Origin of the sequence: Variovorax ureilyticus (genome assembly GCF_037889935.1) — a bacterium.
Lineage (GTDB): Bacteria > Pseudomonadota > Gammaproteobacteria > Burkholderiales > Burkholderiaceae_C > Variovorax > Variovorax ureilyticus.
The window spans coordinates 547,689-563,428 of record NZ_JBBKZU010000002.1 but is presented as its reverse complement, the minus strand read 5'-3'; the positions used below and the strand labels follow the sequence as shown (position 1 = coordinate 563,428).

Genomic DNA, 15,740 nt, shown 5'->3' with positions numbered 1-15,740 from the left:
CGGGTCACTGCATCGCTGCAGTCGCCGCTGCGCCCTCCCCTGCCCTGAGCACCGGCTCCGCGCAGTCCGCCGCGATCGCGCTGCGCGCCGCATCGCGCAGTTGCAGGGCCGCCTGCCAGTCGTGCCCCTGCGGCGAGAGTGCCTCGTGGATGACGAGGCCGACGGCCTCGCGGCGCGGCCACCAGGAGCCTTCGCGCAGCACGTTGCGCGTGCCGCGCAGGCTTACCGGCAGCAGCGGCAGGCCGCTCTCGGCGCTCACCATGAAGGCGCCCATATGAAAGGGCATCAGCCCAGGCTCGCGGGTGAGCGTTCCTTCGGGAAAGAACATCAGCGATTCGCCGTTTCGGGCCGCCTGCACGAGCACGCGCGTGTCCTCCACCCCGCGGCGCGGATCGCCGCGGGCCACGAAGCGGGTGCCGACGCGCTCGAGCACCCAGCGCAGCAACGCATGGCTGGCAAGTTCCTGCTTGGCGACAATGCGAACCGTCGCCGGCAGCTGCGCCGTCAGCACCAGCCAGTCGAGGTAGCTCGCATGGTTGGCCACCACCACCATCGGACCGGCAGGCACGCGCGGGCCGCCCTCGACGCGAAGGGGCAGGCCCGAGGCCCAGAGCATGCCCCGGGCGATGGCACGCGCCGCACGCTTGCGCCAAGGCAGCGATGGCAGCGCCGCCACGGCTACGCCGCACATCGCGCCCAGGCCGAACAGCGTCCACCACCAGATCGCCACCACGGCCTGCGCGACCCGCTCCAGCGGCGCGCGCACGCGCCTTGCCGCTGCGCCCAGCGAGAGCCGCGCGAGCTGCAGGGTCATCGAGCGCGCCGGCGCATCGAGCAGGCCGTGCTCGTACAGCTCTCGGCACGCCACGCGCCGAATCTTGCCGCTGGAGGTCTTGGGCACCACGTGCGGGCCGGCCAGCACGATGTCGTCGGCCGGCACGCCGAGCAAGGCGACCGCCAGCTCGCCGATACGCTCGCGCAACGCCGCCTTGGCGGCGGGCTCGGTCTCGCGCGTTTCGGCCAGCACGACCACGCGCTCGGACGCGCTGGCCGGGTCGGCCGCCGCAAACACCGCGACGCAGCCGCGCCGCACGCCCGCGAGCGCACCGATCGCCTCTTCCAGCTCGTAGGGATGAAGGTTGTGGCCGCCGCGGATGATCAGGTCCTTGGCACGGCTGGTGAGGTGAATCTCGCCCTGCACCACATAGCCGACATCGCCTGTGTCCAGCCACGGGCCGTCGAAGAGCGCCCGAGTGGCCTCGGGGTTGCGGAAGTAGCCGCCGGTGGCCGACGGACCGCGAAACTCGATGCGCCCCTCGACGCGCTCCGGAACTTCTGCGCCCGCCTCGTCGACGACGCGGATTTCATGCCCGGGCAGCGGCAGACCGCAAGCCACCACACGCGTCGCCTGCGGCGCGTCGCACGGCACCACTTCGGCTCTGCCGGCGCGGTGCAGCAGGTGCCGGTCAATGCAATCGATGCGCGGGGCTTGCAGCAACGGCCGGAATGCCAGGCCCACCGCACTTTCGGCCAGGCCGTAGACAGGCATCATGGCGCGCTCGTCGAAGCCGTGCGCGGCGAAGCGCCGGGCGAAGCGCTGCAGCGTCTGCGCATGGACCGGCTCGGCGCCGTTGATCGCGAGGCGCCACCGGTGCAAGTCCAATCCTTGCAGTTCGTCGTCCGGCACCTTGGTGGCGAGGATCTCGTAAGCGAAGTTCGGCGCCGCCGAAAGCGTGCCCCCATGTTCGTGCAGTGCCCGCAGCCACCGCGAGGGCCGGGAAAGGAAGTCCTGCGGAGGCATCACGACCAGCGGTATGCCGTGATAGAGGCTGCCCATCCAGGCGCCGATCAGGCCCATGTCGTGGTACAGCGGCAGCCAGCTCACGAACACGTCCTGCGCGTCGACCTCGAGCACCGTCCCCATCGCGCGGATGTTGGCCAACAGGTTCGCATGCGTGAGCACGACACCTTTGGGCTGCCCCGTGCTGCCCGAGGTGTACTGCAGCAGCGCGGTATCCAAGGGCCCGCGCGGCGCCGGCTGCGGCGCGCCGGCCCCGGTCGTCAGCGTCTCCACCGCCAGCACGCGGCGCACGCCGGGCGCCGCCAAGCGCAGCATGCTGGCGGCCGCCCGGGTTCGATCGTCGCCGATGAGCAGCACGGCTTGCGCGTTGTCCAGGATGCGGGCCTGGCGCAGCAAATGGTCCTCGAAGGCCGAGGCGCGGAAGGGCGGATAGATCGGCACCGGCACGCCGCCAGCGATGAGGATGCCGGCGAAGGCCTCGAAGAAGGCCAGCCCTGTCGGCAGCATCAGCGCAACGCTCTGGCCGGGCCTCAACCCCTCTGCCTGCAACGCCGCAGCGACCGCGCTTGCGCGCTGCAGCAGTTCGCCATGCGTGCGGGTGGTCGGCGCGCCCTCGCCGAGCAATGTGATGTGCGGGCGTTCGGGCGCGTCGCGGGCATGCGCTTCGAGTACCTCGACCAGCGTTTGCGCATGGGCCGCAACGCGACCCGAGCCCGAATGCGGCGCAGGTGCACGCGGTGACGGCGTTGCAAGCGTCATGCCCTCGCGCGGCGTGGCGGCTGCCAACGCCCGCCACAGGTCGCGCGGCGTACGTGCCTGCTGAACCTCGTGCTCGGGCATGCGCACGTCGTAGGCCTGTTCCAGGCGCAGCATCAACTCCATCCTCGCGAGGCTGTCGATGCCGAGCCGTCGCTCCAACTCGTCGTCCAGCTCCACGGGCACGGCTGCTCCGGCGCGCAGCTCGCCGAGCATCCGGCCGATCAGGTCCAACAGACCCTGCGGCCCGTTCGACAGCTGCTGCGATGCGGCCGGACCTGAGCGTTCCATGCGGGTCAATATAGGAGCCGCGCCTCAGCTGTCACTTGACAGAGCGCAATGGATGCCCCGCCGCACGGCCGGCGACGATGCGATGAGCAGGCGCCCCAATTGATCGATCGCAAGCGCGTTGCCGGCACCCACGTATATGGTGCCTTCGTGGGCGCTATCGCAGTGCTTTATCGGAGTGCTCTATATGCAGGGTCGCATCATTGTCATCGGCGCGTCGTTCAACGGCATTTCCGCTTTGACCGAATTGATGAGGGCGTTGCCGTCCAGAGTACCTGCAGCGATCCTGGTGGTTCAACATACGGCGCCGAGCGGTCCTTGGTTCCTGCCTGAGATTCTCTCCAGGGCCGGCACCTTGCGCGCGGTGCACCCGCTCGACTTCGAACTCATCGAGCCAGGTTTTGTTTACGCGGCACCCCCCGCGACCGAGGAACATAGCTGTACCGTCCGCCACCGCGAAGCGGCGAGATTGATCCCAACGGTTTGGTAGGAGCAACACGATGCGACTCACGATTCATTCGGCATCCCTGCCGCCACTCGAACTGCAGGTGGGCACTTCCCACCATCCATACCTTGGTCCTCTGCCTGAAATCGGGCAGACGGTCGTGGTTCCGCAAGACGCCAACCTTGACGATGCCTTCAAGGGCAGGGCCAAGGTCAAGAAGATCATCTGGCACTACAGCCCGGATGGAGGCGTTCTTTGGCCCGAGATCATCTGCAAACGCTGAACGGGGAATGCGCTCGCGGCGCTTCGAACACCATCGTCGAGATCCGGACCGGCCAGCCACCTCCTCGGCAGATACCGTCCGTTCACTCAGTGTTGCTTTCGGTTTCGCACCATTGATGGCCTCGCAACGAGCCAGGGCCAGAGTGATTTCACAGGATCACTCAATGAGGAGATTCAAATGGCCAACTCGATTGCTGCCGGTGCATATGAACTCCGCTTCGACGCCCTCCTTGCAGACCGCCGCTCCTACAGCTTTCCATGCGATGACTTGGGCCATGTCGATCTCGACTCGCTCACGGAGCGCGGACGCCTCAACTACTTCTATGCCCGGGCCATGATCGGCGTGGAAGTCGCATGGCCCGACGTCCGCGCCCAGATGCCTCATTGAAGCGGTCTGCGAATATTTGACGCGCATCAATCCGCGCGCGAGGCCGTTGCCTAACATGGACTGATCCCTTGACTGCCAAGAAAGGACAGCAACCATGAGCGACGAAACAACCCACGGCGCCGATGCAAGCGTGACATGCGCCAAGGGAAGATGGGGCCGTGTGCTCGACGATCTCGGCGGCCTGCGACGCGCCAAAGCCGCGAGCACGGCGCGGGACGTGATGCGCACGGCAGACGAAGGCATGCGTCAGCACCCCTATACCGCCATGGCCGCGATGGCCTTCGCAGGTCTGATCGCCGGAATCCTGATCGCACGGCGCTGAGCGCCACTCCCTTTTCATTTGCAGGAGGCATCCATGAAGAACCAATGGGTCGTGGTGGCCAACGCGTCGCTCGCCCGCATCTTTCGGCGCGACGGCGCCAATGGCGGCTTGGAGCCGGTCGAGGACATGGCACATACACAGAGCCGCATGCACGCCAAGGAACTGGCAGAGACCGCCGGTCCCGAACCCGGAGTGCGAGACCACCATGACGATCGCTTCGCGGCGCGTTCCGATCCTCGCCGCAAGGAGCACCAGATCTTCGCCCGCGCGCTCGCCGATCGACTGGACAAAGCGCTTGCCAACCATGAATTCGACTCGCTGGTCCTTCTGGCCGCGAAGCCCTTTCTTGGCGAGATCAGGCATTTCCTGAGCGAAGGCGTCAACGACCGGGTTGCCGTGGCGCTCAACAACGATTTCACCGGCCTGAGCGCAGCCGAGATCGCACAACGCCTCGAACTCGCCGGTGCCGCTGGCCATTCGAGCTCGCGCGGAGCCGCCTGAAAACGCCCTCATCCATTCAGCAGCGAGTGGATCATGACAGGCTCCGAGTCCCGTCTGCCGTCCGGCGTCGTGGCGCTGATTCCGATGCGGAACTTCGTACTCTTTCCGCATGCGCTGACCGCGATCAGTGTCGGCCGGGATTCTTCGATCGCCGCGCTGCGGCATGCGCTGGAAGGCGAAATCCCGGTGGGCGTCGTGCTGCAGAAGGATCCGCTCGAGGAGACCCCCTCCTTCGATTCGCTGCACGCCGTCGGCACCCTCGCGCGAATCGTTCACCACGTCGAACCCGAACAGGGACAGCACCATGCGGTGTGCCGGGGCATCCAGCGCTTTCGGCTGATCGAACCGGTTGGCGAGTACCCTTTTCTCGCGGCGAAGATCGTCCCGATCGAGCTGGACGCCGATACCTCCCCGCAGAGCGAAGCGCTTGAAATCCAGTTGCGCGATCGCGCCATCGAGTTGCTGTCCCTGCTGCCCAGCGTGCCGTCGGAACTCGTGCAGGCGCTGCAAACGACCCGCGGGCCCTCGGCCCTCTCCGACATCGTGGCTGGCGTGATCGACGTCGATGTGAACGAGAAGCAGGAACTGCTGGAGATGGTGGCGACGGTGCCTCGCGTGGAGAAGCTCCTCAAGCTGTTGTCCCATCGTCTCGAGGTGGTGCGCCTGTCCCACGAGATCGGCGAACGTACCAAGGAGCAGATCAGCGACACGCAGCGCAAATTCCTCCTGCGCCAGCAGATGGAGACTATCCGCCACGAACTCGGCGAGGATGATGCCAACGCGGAGGAACTGCGCCGCGTCGAGGACGCCATCGCCAAGGCAGGCATGCCTGCCGATGCCGAGGCACATGCGCGCAAGGAACTCCAGCGGCTGCGCGCCATGTCCGATGCCACCGGCGAATACGCGATGTTGCGCACGTATCTCGAATGGATGGTCGAGTTGCCGTGGAAGAGCCCGGTGGTCGTGCCGCTCGATCTGGCTGCCGCGCGCGCGACCCTGGAGGCCGACCACTTCGGACTGGAAAGCGTGAAGAAGCGGGTGCTCGAGTTCCTTGCCGTGCGCAAGCTGAATCCCGAGGGGCGCGCGCCCATCCTGTGCTTTGCGGGGCCCCCGGGCGTGGGGAAGACCTCGCTGGGTCAGAGCATCGCCCGTGCCCTCCAGCGGCCCTTCGTCCGCGTCGCACTGGGGGGCGTGCATGACGAGGCGGAGATCCGGGGCCATCGCCGAACCTACATCGGCGCGCTGCCCGGCAACATCCTGCAAGGCCTGCGCCGGGCGGGTGCGCGCGACGCAGTGATGATGCTCGACGAGGTCGACAAGCTCAGCGCAAGTGCGCAGGGAGATCCGTCGGCCGCGCTGCTCGAGGTGCTGGACCCCGAGCAGAACAACAGCTTCCGCGACAACTACCTGGGCATACCGTTCGACCTGAGCCGGGTGGTCTTCATCGCGACCGCAAACGTGATCGACAACGTTCCCGCGCCGGTGCGCGACCGCATGGAGCTCATCGAGCTGCCCGGCTACTCGCAAGAGGAAAAGCTCGGCATCGCGCGCCGCTACCTCGTGCCTCGTCAGCGTGCCGCCAATGGGCTGAAGGAGGACCAGTGCATGCTGACCGACGCGGCGCTCGCGGACATCATCGCGAACCGGACGCGCGAAGCGGGCGTGCGCCAGCTCGAACGCGAGATCGGCCGGGTCATGCGTCATGCCGCGATGCAGGTGGCCGAAGGCACCGCGCCGATCGTTCGGGTGGATGCCACCGAACTGGACGCGGTGCTCGGCCCGGCCCGGTTCGAGCGCGAGGCCGCACTTCGCATCAGCCTCACGGGCGTCGCCACGGGCCTCGCATGGACCCCCGTCGGCGGCGACATCCTCTTCATCGAAGCCGCACGCATGCCCGGCACCGGAAAACTGCATCTGACGGGGCAGCTCGGCGATGTCATGAAGGAGAGCGCGCAGGCCGCATTCACGTTGGTGAAGACCCGGGCTGCGGCACTGCGCATCGCTGCCGGCGTGTTCGACGCGAGCGACGTGCACTTGCACATTCCGGCGGGCGCGGTGCCGAAGGATGGCCCCAGCGCCGGGGTCGCGATGTTCATCGCGCTGGCTTCCCTTTTTTCCGAGCGGAAAGTGCGCCACGACGTCGCGATGACCGGCGAGATCAGCTTGCGCGGGCTCGTGCTGCCCGTCGGCGGGATCAAGGAAAAGGTGCTCGCGGCCCAGCGCGCCGGCCTGTCGGCGGTGCTGCTTCCGTCGCGCAACCTCAGGGACCTGACGGACGTGCCCGAAAGCGTACGGGCGTCCATGCGCTTCGTGGCCATCGATACGGTCGACGATGCCGTCGCCGCCGCGCTCGATCCGGAGCCGCGCACCGAGCCTTGATCGACGCGCATGCCGAGCCCGCGACAGTTGCTTCGAGGAAGATGCCATGCTGCCAACCGACTACGAGCGACTTCGTGCCGCCATGGTGGATGACCAGATCGCGGGGCGTGGCGTGCACGCTGGCGCGGTCCTGGATGCAATGCGCACCCTGCCTCGCGAGGACTTCGTGCCGGAACATCTGCGCGAGTTTGCCTACGAGGACGCGGCGCTCCGGATCGATGCCCACGCAACCATCCCCCAGCCCTACCTCCTCGCGATCATGGCCGAGGCCCTGGCGCTCGATGCTCAGGCCCGGGTGTTGGAGATCGGCACTGGCACGGGGTACGCGACGGCGTTGTTGGCGCGACTGGCATCCAAGGTCCACAGCGTCGAGCGGGATGGCGCCACTGCCGCGAAGGCGGCCGCCTTGCTGCGGCGCCTGCATTGCCCGCACGTGCAGATCGTGCATGGCGATGCCAACCGGGGCCTGCCGGAGCAGGGGCCCTACGACGCCATCCTCGTGCATCCCGACGGTGCCGACATCGTCGGGGAACTGAAGCCGCAACTTGCCATCGGCGGACGCATGGTGGTGTCGGTGGGGAAGGACCCGGCCGTTCGGGAGCTGGTCCGCGTGACGCGCATGGGGCCCGAAGAATACGCGGTCGAGGACATCGCCGACATCCGCGTGTCGCCGCTCGATGTCGACAGGATCCGGATCCGGGCACGCGACGATGCGCGCCGGGCGCCGGGGGCAACGTTGCAGCAGGGCATTGCACACGCTTGCGAGCGCTTCGCAAACGTCGACGCCGCCGATCTCGAACCGTTGCTGGCCCGGATCGGCGACGCCCGCGTGGTGTTGCTCGGCGAGGCGACACACGGTAGTTCCGAGTTCTACCGCATGCGGGCGCGCATCTCGCGCGCTCTCATCGAGCGCAAGAACTTCCGCTTCGTCGCCATCGAAGGGGATTGGCCCGACACCGCACGGATCGACCGCTATGTGCGCCACGGCCCGCATCGCCCGTCGACGTGGACCGCCTTCGCGCGCTTTCCGGTCTGGATGTGGCGCAACGAGGAGGTTCGTGCGTTCGTCGAGTGGCTGCGCGGACACAACGCCACGCTCGCGGAGCGCGACCGGGTGGCCTTCCATGGACTCGATCTCTACAGCCTCTACAACTCGATTCATGCAGTGGTCGGCTACCTGGATGACGTAGACCCGCCGACCGCCAGCATCGCGCGTCGGCGCTATGGCTGCCTCACGCCATGGCAATCCGACCCGGCCAACTACGGCTATGCCGCGCTCAATGCGCAGTACCACAGCTGCGAGCACGAAGTGGTCTCGATGCTCGGCGAACTGCTGCGCAAACAGCAGCACTATGCCGAGCGCGATGGGGAGCGCTTCCTCGACGCGGCGCAGAACGCGCGCCTGGTGGCCAACGCCGAACGCTACTACCGAACCATGTACTACGGATCGCGCGCATCCTGGAACCTGAGGGACAGCCACATGTTCGACACGCTGAAGATGCTGCTCGCCCATCACGGACCCGACAGCAAGGCCATCGTCTGGGCACACAACTCGCACGTCGGCGATGCGCGAGCGACGGAAATGTCGCACCGAGGGGAACACAACATCGGCCAGCTCTGCCGGGTCGAGTTCGGCTGCGGCGCCTGTCTCGTCGGTTTCGGCACCCACGGCGGCACTGTCGCCGCGGCCTCCGATTGGGACGGTCCGATGGAGGTCAAGACGATCCGCCCTTCGCTCCCGGGCAGCTACGAAAGACTGTTTCACGAGACTGCGGTTGCGAATTTCGTCCTTCCGCTGCGCAGCCCTGTGCCGGGCGAGGTGCTCGCGGACCTGTCGACTGGGCGGCTCGAGCGAGCGATCGGCGTGCTCTACCGACCCGCGACGGAATTGCAGAGCCATTACTTCCAGGCCCTCTTGCCGCGCCAGTTCGACGAATACATCTGGTTCGACCAGACAAGCGCGGTGACGCCGCTGCCGACGGGAACCATCGAGGGGTTTCCCGAAACCTATCCCTTCGGCGTTTGATGGGGCATGCCATGACAGAACCGATCTCGATGTCCATCGGTCGCCACCGTCTCGAAGGAGAGCTTTCTCTGCCGAATTCGCCCCGCGGCATTGTCGTGTTCGCGCACGGCAGTGGAAGCAGCAGGCGCAGCCGGCGCAACCTCCAGGTGGCAGGCGCGCTTCAGAACCGCGGATTGGGCACGCTGCTGTTCGACCTGCTCACGCCGCAGGAAGCAGAGGTCCGCGCCAACGTCTTCGACATTCCCCTCCTGTCGCAGCGCGTGCTGGAGGCACTGGACGCTCTGGCTTCGAGTCCGGCCGCACAACAGCCCGTCGGCTTGTTCGGTGCCAGCACCGGCGCCGCTGCAGCGCTGGTCGCCGCGGCCCGGCGGCCGCAGGCGGTGCAAGCCGTCGTCTCCCGCGGAGGACGTCCGGACGTCGCCATCGAAGAACTCGGCAAGGTCCGTGCTGCGACGCTGCTGATCGTGGGCGGCGAGGACCGCGAGGTCCTCGCGATGAACCGGACCGCGCTCCAGGCGCTGCACTGCGTGAAGCGCCTGGAGATCGTTCCGCGCGCCACCCATCTCTTCGAAGAGGCTGGCGCGCTGCAGACCGTGGCCGGCTTGGCGTGCGCGTGGTTCGTCGAGTATCTCGGGCCCGCCTCGGCACTCGGAACCGCTCCGGGCACGGCATTCGGGCGATAGCTCGCCAGTCCCTTCAGGTTGAGCTTGACGCGGGGATTCGTTGGAAAAGTCCGCGATCGCGGACCGCATTCGTCAATTCAGTGGGCGTGCAACTCGTTGCCGGTCACGCTGCCGCTCGCAGCTTCGATACGCCTCGTTGCGCGAACCTCTTCCCGTACGCGACGCATCAGATAGGTCCCTCCGCTCAGATGCCCCAGCGTCAGCAGGATTCCGATCGAGATGAACGCCGGATCCTGCTGAAGCCCCGCGTTTGCGTCCAGCAGTGCCAAGCACAGCGCCAGAAGGATGAACAGCCAGGCGATTGAAGCAACGATCGCGTGAACATAGATCCAAAGGGTCTTCATGGCAGTCCTTGCAGCTTTCAGGAGGTCAACGATACGGGCCACCATCGAAAAAACGTTGACGCCGCGCAAGAGGTTCGAATCGCCGCGCATGCAGCGACGCCTTGACCAGATCGTCGGCGGCCCCCGTGGAAGGCTCGCCGAAGGTCCATGATGGTCATGACAGCCCGAAACATGCTGGTCCTCGTTCCCGGCCCTTTCCATGAAGACGCGTCGAGGTGCCGCATCGCGCTCCCGCTCCCCAAGGCCTCGACATTTGTCAGCATCCGCTGCAGTTGATGCCTCCATCACGGCAAGACGTGCCGCTCCAGCTTTTGAAAGACGGTGCGGGTCTGCCCTTCTCGCTGGATCGTGCGGACCTCCATGCTGAACCGGCAGCGCTCGCCGGTTGGCATGAGAACGGTGAGGTCGTCGATCTCCGCGGCCGCTGCCATGCGGTGTCGCGCATAGTGCTCGCCGTACCGGCGCGGCGGCAGGCGCTCTGCAATCAACGCCGCGACGGCCGCGGCACCGCGCACGTCGCCGAAAGACGACGCCGTCGACCACACCCCATCCGGAGCGAAAAACGAAGCCGCTCCCTTCGCGTCCCGACGGTCGACGGCGTCGAGAAACCGCATCAGCAGCGATCGCCGGGAGTGTCTTGCCGCATAGCTCGTGTGGAGAAGGTGTCGCGCGGCCGGCGAATTCGGCGCCTGCAGTTCGGTCGCGTACAGCTGTTGCACGGCTTCGTTCTCGAACGAGCGGCGGCGCGGCGCGTTTTGGTCGATGGCGTAAATGGCGTGCATGCGCTTTTCCAGAATGTGCGGATCCAAAGACTTGGGCTCTCCACCGCCGCCCAGGCAGCCTCCCACGCAGGCCATCACTTCGATGGCGACGTACTCGTCGCGCCAGGTTGCTGTCTGCAACAGGCGCTGCGCTGCCGCGATGCCGTTACAGACGGCCACGCGGCCGATGCCGTCAATCTCCGCCGTCTTGATGCCTTCGTTCACGCCGCGCAGCTCCTGCCACTCGATCGGCGGCGAATGGTCGGCGCCGATCAGGTGAGATATTGCGCGCGCGATGGCTTCCATGACCCCGCCCGACGCCCCGAAGATCTGGCCGGCCCCGGTGCTCTCCCCGAGCGGATCGTCGAAGCTGCCGTCTTCCGGCAACGCACCAAACGCGATCCCGCGCGCCCGGATCATGCGGGCCAGCTCGCGTGTGGTGAGCACATGGTCGATATCGTCCGACATGCCCGGCCGCACCGCCTCATCTTTCTTGGCGGTGCACGGCATCACGCTCACGACATAGGGCTCGTCGCTTCCCTCGGCGAACGCGGGCCCGAGCGTGCCGGCAAAGGGGCCCCGTTTGGTGAGCGCCCCGTGCATCTGCTGCGGCGATTTGCTCGTGCTCAAGTGCGCCAGCAACTCGGGCCGTTGGATCTCGACCCAGTTCACCCAGGCCGGACAACACGAGGTGAAGAGCGGCAAGCTCCTCTTCCCGCCGACCCGTGACAAGAGTTCCGTGCCCTCCTCCATGATGGTCAGGTCCGCACCGAAATTACTGTCGAACACGTAGTCGAAACCGAGCTGCCGCAAGGCATTGATCATCCGGCCCGTGCTCACTGTGCCGGGCTTCAGGCCAAACTCTTCGCTGATGGCGACGCGTGTGGCCGGCGCCACTTGCACGGCGCAGACCCGTCGCCGTGCATCCAGCGTATGCAGGACCTCGTGCCAATGCGGTGTCTCGATCAACGCGCCCACCGGGCACACCAGTGTGCATTGCCCGCAGGAGATGCACGCGGTTTCCGCGAGCGGTTGATCGAAGACGGTCACCGGCAAGCGGTCCGGCCCCCGCCCGGCAAAACCGATCACGTGCTGTTGCTGTCCCGGATCACCGCAGGCATCGGCACACAAGCCGCATTCCACACACTTGGCCAGATCGCGCCAGATGCTCGGCGAGGTGTGATCGACCAGGCCATGCTCGGGATGCTCGGCCGACCCCAGGGGAAGGCGCGGCCAGCGCTCCTGCCACTGGTTTTCGTTGACCAGGTCCTGCAGCTGGCATGAGCCATTGACTTCGCAACGGATGCAGTCGTTCGGATGGCGGGCCAGCAGCCATTCCGCATTGGCCCGGGAAGAGTCTCGCAGCGCCCGACAGTCGGTCTCCACCACATCACCGTCGTTGGCCCGAGTGACGCAGGCCGGCTGGGGATGAGCCTGCCCTTGTACTTCCACGAGACACATGCGGCATACGGCATGGGGCGGCAAACGCGGGTGGTAGCACAGCGTGGCGATGTGGACGCCCGCGGCCCGGGCGGCGTCGAGCAAGGTCACGCCATTGTTCAGCTCGACCGACCGTCCGTTCACTGTGAGCTTGACCATTCCACCCTCCCAAGAAGCGCAAGCTAGACCAATGCCCGGCTGTGAAACTTGCGCAAGGTCAAGCCGTCGCGCGGCCGCCAGTCAAGAGCACGAACTTCGTTGGCACGCAAGAACGCCGGATTGACGCGGATCAGCTGATTCGCTTGATGCGCATCAAGCCTCGCCGGACGTCGAGATGTGAAATCTTGCTGTGAGCGAACCCAGCCACAACAAGGCCCAGTAAGGTCCAGCCATGTATCACCGAATCCTCGTTCCCATCGACGGCAGCAAGACTGCGGCGCTAGGCCTGCAGGAAGCCATCCGCTTGGCCGCGGAACAGAAAGCCGGCTTGCACCTCCTCCATGTGATCGACGACTTTCCGATGCTCGTGGAGTTGGCGAATGTCGTTGCCTACAACAACGTGATTCACTCCCTGCGCGAATATGGCGAGAAGCTGCTCTCCGACGCACAGGCGCTGGCAGCCAGGTCGGGCGTGAAGGCGGAGCCGGCCCTGCGCGAGGTGACCGGAAGCCGCGTCGCCGCGATCGTGCTCGCCGAAGCGAAGGCCACCGGCTGCGACCTGATCGTGATGGGAACGCATGGGCGCCGGGGCGTCAGCCGCCTGACGCTGGGCAGCGATGCCGAACTGGTCGTGCGCGCCAGCCCGGTGCCGGTCCTGCTGGTGCGGCATCCCGGCGAAGAACCGGCTTAGCCGCGGCGTGAGCGCCCCCGATCCTTCTTCCGCCTGGTGGCTCGATCCCGCCCCGGCGGCGACGCAGGGGCTGTCCCGGTCGCAGGCAGAAGATCGGCTGGAGCACAACGGCCCCAACACGCTGGAGGCGGGGGACCAGCCTCCCCTCGCGCTGCAGTTCCTCGCGCGCTTTCGCCACCCGCTCGTGCTGGTGCTGCTGGCCGCCAGCGCCGTCTGCACGCAGTGAACGGCGGCAGTTCTCCTCACGCAAGAACCAGCGGACTTGAGCGGCGTCAAGTTCGCCCGGCGCGACCGGCGTAGCGTTGCCACGTGGTCTCTCTTCATGCCTTGCGATATGCAGCCCGGCCTCGCACTCGACACTCATCCGGCCAGGGTCGTTGCGGATCTCTGGGCCCTCTGCGAGCAACAGCCACGGAGCAGCGTATGAAGATGCTGATCATGCCGAGTGAACTGCGCCGTCGCCTTTCGAGCCAGAACGCCATGGCCATCAATGCGAAGGGGCAAGAGGTCCTTTACGGCCTGACTTTGTCGGAGTCGCGATTCATGGTCGACTGTTGCGGAAGAAGCGCGAACGATATGTCCGAAGAGGAGCGAGATCGCTACGCCGATCTTGTCCTGAAGCATGAACATGCCCGCATGAGAAGCGCATCCGCAAACAGCGGAATCGCCAAGGATGAGCAGTGCCTGGGATAGCGATCGCCCCGCGAGCGCGTGGACCGGTCTCGATCAAGACGCGGAAAGGACCCACGATGAAAGGCGCGCGATGGGCGATGCAGGCGGTCGCGGGTTCTTGCTCGGAGCCATCGCTTTTTGACAAAGGAGTTCTCCATGACAAACCCCAAGATTCCTTCCGAAGACGACCCTGCGCAGCTTCCTGTCGAGCCGGAGTTTCCGACCGACACCGAGCAGGGCAATCCGCATTCGGACGAGGCCAAACCCGGCGCGGACGAGAATGCCGCTGGCTTCGTGAAAGAAAAACTCTAGGGTGCATGGTCGACGTGCCCCCCGGCTACCCCCAAGCATTTCCGCTGACTTTTCAATCAATGCGGCATCACCGCGGCGCCGGTCGTCGCGGTGATGTGAAACCAGGCTAAGACGGCATCGAAAGCGTGTGGAAATCAACGCGACAGGTAGCCGATCAGTCCCGCCAAGGTGTGCAGACGCGGCGTGTCCGCTTCGGGGATCGCGCTGCCAGTGCGCTCGCTCAGGCCGATCACGAAATTCATGAAGTCCATGGAGTCGAGGTCCAGCGCTGCGCGCAGGTCCTCATCCTCGCGCAGGGTGGCGAGGTCCGCTTCGGGCGCGATGCCGGCCAGCACTTCGGCGGCGAGTGCGCGGGCTTGCGTGGCGTTCATGGGTTGCTCCTTGCCAGCGCCGCCGGATCCTGCAGCGCCGCATCCAGACGATCGAGGAAACGCGCACCAAGGTGGCCGTCGCTCGCGCGATGGTCAGCCGCCAGGCTGGCCTGCAAGACGGGCCGTACGACCAATTGGCCATCCGCCACCCAGGGCCGCATGGCGATGCGTCCAAAGCCGACCAGCGCCAGTTGTGGCGGGTAGATGACGCCCAGCACACTGTCGGCCCCGCGCTCGCCCAGGCTTGTCACTGTCACGGTCGGATCGCTCAACTCCGAGCTGCGCAGGTGGCCGCTGCGAGCGCGCTGCACGAGGTCGCGCAACGCCTCCATCAGGACAGGCAGGCTGGCCCGATCCGCATCGTGCAGCGCCGGCGCGACCAGGCCGCCGCCCCGCAAAGAGATGGCCCACCCTGCGTGTACGGATTGCGCGAGCTGCGCCGCGCCGTCGCGCCAGAAGCCGTTCAACGCCGGCACCTCGCGCAGCGCGAGAGCCGTGGCCTTGAGCAACAGCACCGCCGCCAGCAGGCGCTCGGCGGGCGCACGCTCTTCGTTGTACGCCGTGAGCCACTGCTGCGAGGCGCCGAAATCGATCGCCTGCGTCAGGTAGTAGTGAGGTATCTCGCGCTTGGAGCGACCCATCGCAGTGGCGATGGCAGCGCGCATCTGCGCCGGATCGAACCCGGCCGCCTCGCGCGGTGCAGCCTGCGGGGGGCGCAACTGCGGCGCCCGCTCCACGTCGGCGAGTTCGATCACGCCATCGGGCCCGCTGCCGGCCAGCGCCGCCAGGTCGACCCCGAGTTCCTGCGCGCGCCGCCGCGCGGCCGGACTCGCGCGCACGCGGGTCGCCGGCGGCGCGGGTGCCTTGGCGGCTGCACCCGGCGCTTCGTCCTGCCCGCGCACGTGTGCAAGCACGGCGCCCACCGGCAGCTCCGTGCCGAGCGGCACGAGATCCTCCAGCACGCCGTCGAGGAAGATCTCGACGTCGATCGCGCCCTTCTGGGTCTCCACCACCGCGACGACATCTCCCGGTCTTACATGCGCGCCGGCCGGCACGCACCACTGGACGAGCCGCCCCATCTCCATGTCGGCACCGAGGGCGGGCATGCGAAATTCCTGC

The 15,740-nt window shown here is 66.7% G+C and carries 17 protein-coding genes; 12 read left to right on the top strand and 5 right to left on the bottom strand.

All coding sequences use genetic code 11. The features are described 5' to 3' along the window. Positions 1 to 4 precede the first annotated feature (4 nt). A complete protein-coding gene (locus WKW77_RS07055) occupies positions 5 to 2,848 on the bottom strand; it encodes an AMP-binding protein (RefSeq protein WP_340356130.1) in 2,844 nt (947 codons plus the stop codon). Between the two features lie 184 nt (positions 2,849 to 3,032). Between WKW77_RS07055 and WKW77_RS07050 the strand changes: the two genes are divergently transcribed. The 8 genes from WKW77_RS07050 (at position 3,033) to WKW77_RS07015 (ending at position 9,871) form a co-directional block, all read left to right on the top strand. Beyond that, positions 3,033 to 3,335 carry a chemotaxis protein CheB gene (locus WKW77_RS07050; protein ID WP_340356129.1) on the top strand — a complete coding sequence of 101 codons (303 nt, stop codon included), beginning with the start codon at positions 3,033 to 3,035 and terminating at the stop codon, positions 3,333 to 3,335. A gap of 10 nt (positions 3,336 to 3,345) precedes the next feature. Next, positions 3,346 to 3,573 carry a hypothetical protein gene (locus WKW77_RS07045; RefSeq protein WP_340356128.1) on the top strand — a complete coding sequence of 76 codons (228 nt, stop codon included), beginning with the start codon at positions 3,346 to 3,348 and terminating at the stop codon, positions 3,571 to 3,573. A gap of 177 nt (positions 3,574 to 3,750) precedes the next feature. Beyond that, on the top strand, positions 3,751 to 3,960 hold the full coding sequence (locus tag WKW77_RS07040; RefSeq protein WP_340356127.1) for a hypothetical protein: 210 nt from the start codon (positions 3,751 to 3,753) through the stop codon (positions 3,958 to 3,960). A 94-nt stretch (positions 3,961 to 4,054) separates the two neighbouring features. Continuing rightward, positions 4,055 to 4,282, top strand: coding sequence for a hypothetical protein (locus tag WKW77_RS07035; protein ID WP_340356126.1), 228 nt, complete (start codon positions 4,055 to 4,057; stop codon positions 4,280 to 4,282). A 33-nt stretch (positions 4,283 to 4,315) separates the two neighbouring features. Beyond that, positions 4,316 to 4,783, top strand: coding sequence for a host attachment protein (locus tag WKW77_RS07030; protein WP_340356125.1), 468 nt, complete (start codon positions 4,316 to 4,318; stop codon positions 4,781 to 4,783). Between the two features lie 33 nt (positions 4,784 to 4,816). Beyond that, positions 4,817 to 7,162 (top strand): endopeptidase La, encoded by a 2,346-nt coding sequence (gene lon, locus WKW77_RS07025; RefSeq protein ID WP_340356124.1) that lies wholly within the window; start codon positions 4,817 to 4,819, stop codon positions 7,160 to 7,162. 46 nt (positions 7,163 to 7,208) lie between these two features. Next, complete coding sequence (locus WKW77_RS07020; protein ID WP_340356123.1) at positions 7,209 to 9,188, top strand: erythromycin esterase family protein; 1,980 nt, start codon at positions 7,209 to 7,211, stop codon at positions 9,186 to 9,188. Between the two features lie 11 nt (positions 9,189 to 9,199). Beyond that, positions 9,200 to 9,871 (top strand): dienelactone hydrolase family protein, encoded by a 672-nt coding sequence (locus tag WKW77_RS07015; protein ID WP_340356122.1) that lies wholly within the window; start codon positions 9,200 to 9,202, stop codon positions 9,869 to 9,871. Between the two features lie 77 nt (positions 9,872 to 9,948). Here the strand turns inward: WKW77_RS07015 and WKW77_RS07010 are convergent, their stop codons facing one another. Then, the gene (locus WKW77_RS07010) at positions 9,949 to 10,305 is read right to left on the bottom strand and encodes a hypothetical protein (RefSeq protein ID WP_340356121.1); all 357 of its coding nucleotides are present in this window, start codon (positions 10,303 to 10,305) and stop codon (positions 9,949 to 9,951) included. Positions 10,306 to 10,499: 194 nt separating this feature from the next. Continuing rightward, positions 10,500 to 12,575, bottom strand: coding sequence for a [FeFe] hydrogenase, group A (locus tag WKW77_RS07005; RefSeq protein ID WP_340356120.1), 2,076 nt, complete (start codon positions 12,573 to 12,575; stop codon positions 10,500 to 10,502). Positions 12,576 to 12,807: 232 nt separating this feature from the next. Here WKW77_RS07005 and WKW77_RS07000 point away from each other — a divergent pair, with 232 nt between their 5' ends. The 4 genes from WKW77_RS07000 to WKW77_RS06985 all read left to right on the top strand — a co-directional run bounded on the left by WKW77_RS07000 (position 12,808) and on the right by WKW77_RS06985 (position 14,250). Further along, positions 12,808 to 13,266 carry a universal stress protein gene (locus WKW77_RS07000; RefSeq protein WP_340356119.1) on the top strand — a complete coding sequence of 153 codons (459 nt, stop codon included), beginning with the start codon at positions 12,808 to 12,810 and terminating at the stop codon, positions 13,264 to 13,266. Between the two features lie 7 nt (positions 13,267 to 13,273). Continuing rightward, positions 13,274 to 13,492 carry a cation-transporting P-type ATPase gene (locus tag WKW77_RS06995; protein WP_340356118.1) on the top strand — a complete coding sequence of 73 codons (219 nt, stop codon included), beginning with the start codon at positions 13,274 to 13,276 and terminating at the stop codon, positions 13,490 to 13,492. Between the two features lie 197 nt (positions 13,493 to 13,689). Next, positions 13,690 to 13,959 (top strand): hypothetical protein, encoded by a 270-nt coding sequence (locus tag WKW77_RS06990; protein WP_340356117.1) that lies wholly within the window; start codon positions 13,690 to 13,692, stop codon positions 13,957 to 13,959. Between the two features lie 135 nt (positions 13,960 to 14,094). After that, positions 14,095 to 14,250: a hypothetical protein gene (locus WKW77_RS06985; RefSeq protein WP_340356116.1), complete on the top strand. Its 156-nt coding sequence runs from the start codon at positions 14,095 to 14,097 to the stop codon at positions 14,248 to 14,250. A 134-nt stretch (positions 14,251 to 14,384) separates the two neighbouring features. Here the strand turns inward: WKW77_RS06985 and WKW77_RS06980 are convergent, their stop codons facing one another. Both WKW77_RS06980 and WKW77_RS06975 read right to left on the bottom strand, forming a co-directional pair. Continuing rightward, complete coding sequence (locus WKW77_RS06980; protein ID WP_340356115.1) at positions 14,385 to 14,621, bottom strand: acyl carrier protein; 237 nt, start codon at positions 14,619 to 14,621, stop codon at positions 14,385 to 14,387. Beyond that, positions 14,618 to 15,727, bottom strand: coding sequence for a dihydrolipoamide acetyltransferase family protein (locus WKW77_RS06975; RefSeq protein ID WP_340356114.1), 1,110 nt, complete (start codon positions 15,725 to 15,727; stop codon positions 14,618 to 14,620). The genes WKW77_RS06980 and WKW77_RS06975 overlap by 4 nt, the downstream gene beginning before the upstream one ends. Positions 15,728 to 15,740 lie beyond the last annotated feature (13 nt).